Origin of the sequence: Dyadobacter jejuensis (assembly GCF_003149085.1) — a bacterium.
Lineage (GTDB): Bacteria > Bacteroidota > Bacteroidia > Cytophagales > Spirosomataceae > Dyadobacter > Dyadobacter jejuensis.
This window is the reverse complement of sequence record NZ_QGDT01000072.1, coordinates 1-1041: the sequence shown is the minus strand read 5'-3', so window position 1 is coordinate 1041 and position 1041 is coordinate 1. Positions and strand designations below refer to the sequence as shown.

Sequence of the window (1041 nt, the reverse complement as noted above, 5' to 3'; positions counted from 1 at the left end):
CCGACTGGGCGTCCCCCTATAGGTATAGTGTGCCGAATGCGAGCCGCCGTTACTTTCAATGATGGCTACGAGCCCCACTGGAGACGAAATGTACTGAATATAGCGGGTAATGCCACCGGTAACGTCCTTTTCAAAACCATTAGAAAAATAATACCTCGTGTTGATTACAGCACTATTCTGCTTTAAAACGCTTTTTATTCTTTCATAATCGGCCCCGTAGGTGTAGGTTAGCTCAAAGGGAACATTGGAAGTATTAGCCTCCGTGATCACCTCTGGCTGCATAAAGGCGGTGTAACTGATGTTCTGCTGTGGAAGTGGAATGGGGGAAGGTGCTGGATTGGTTACCTCTGTAACGGCGTTGAATTTTGTAGTATGGTAGGCGTATGTGCCGGCGTCCGTTTTGGTGGCAATATTACCATTGGAAGCGTAAGTCGCCGTAAAAGCTGCGCTACCAGAGACCGTGGCAGAGGTCAGTCGGTTCAGATTGTCATAGGTAAAGGATTCTGTTTTGTTTACAGATGTTCTGGCGTCGTTCCGGCTGGTAAGCTGGCCCAGGGCATCATATACATAGGTGGTGGTGCCGGCATTGGCATCTACTAGTTTGGTTTGACGGCCGGCTTCATCGTATTCGTTGCTGGTTAGGGTTACTCCTCCATTTTTAACTTCTTTTAGCCCGCCATGATTATAGTAAGAATAAGTGAGCGTTCCCCCGTTGTCGGTGGCGGAAGTGACTTTCCCACTAGCATCGGTAACCTTGGAGCTGGTACCAGCCGGTGCAGTGGTGGTCAGGGTAAGCGCTCCTGCCGAATAAGCATAGGTCATACTTGTCGTCCCCAGGGCACCCTGTTCTACCGAAACGAGCCAGTTGTAATTGGGCTGGTAGTGATTAGTGGTAGTGATATAGGTCTCCCCGGATTTGTAAGGCTGGGTACTGGTCTTTACGTTTCCTTTTGCATCATAGGTCTGAGTCTGGATGATGGTGCCATCAAAACCTTCCGTTTCTGTCCGGATCTGCCGGCCTAGCCGGTCGTACCAGGTTTT

At 49.7% G+C, this 1041-nt stretch carries 1 pseudogene; it reads right to left on the bottom strand.

Annotated elements, in window-relative coordinates:
- A pseudogene (locus CLV98_RS23320) lies at positions 1–1041 on the bottom strand (hypothetical protein); the annotation flags it as partial.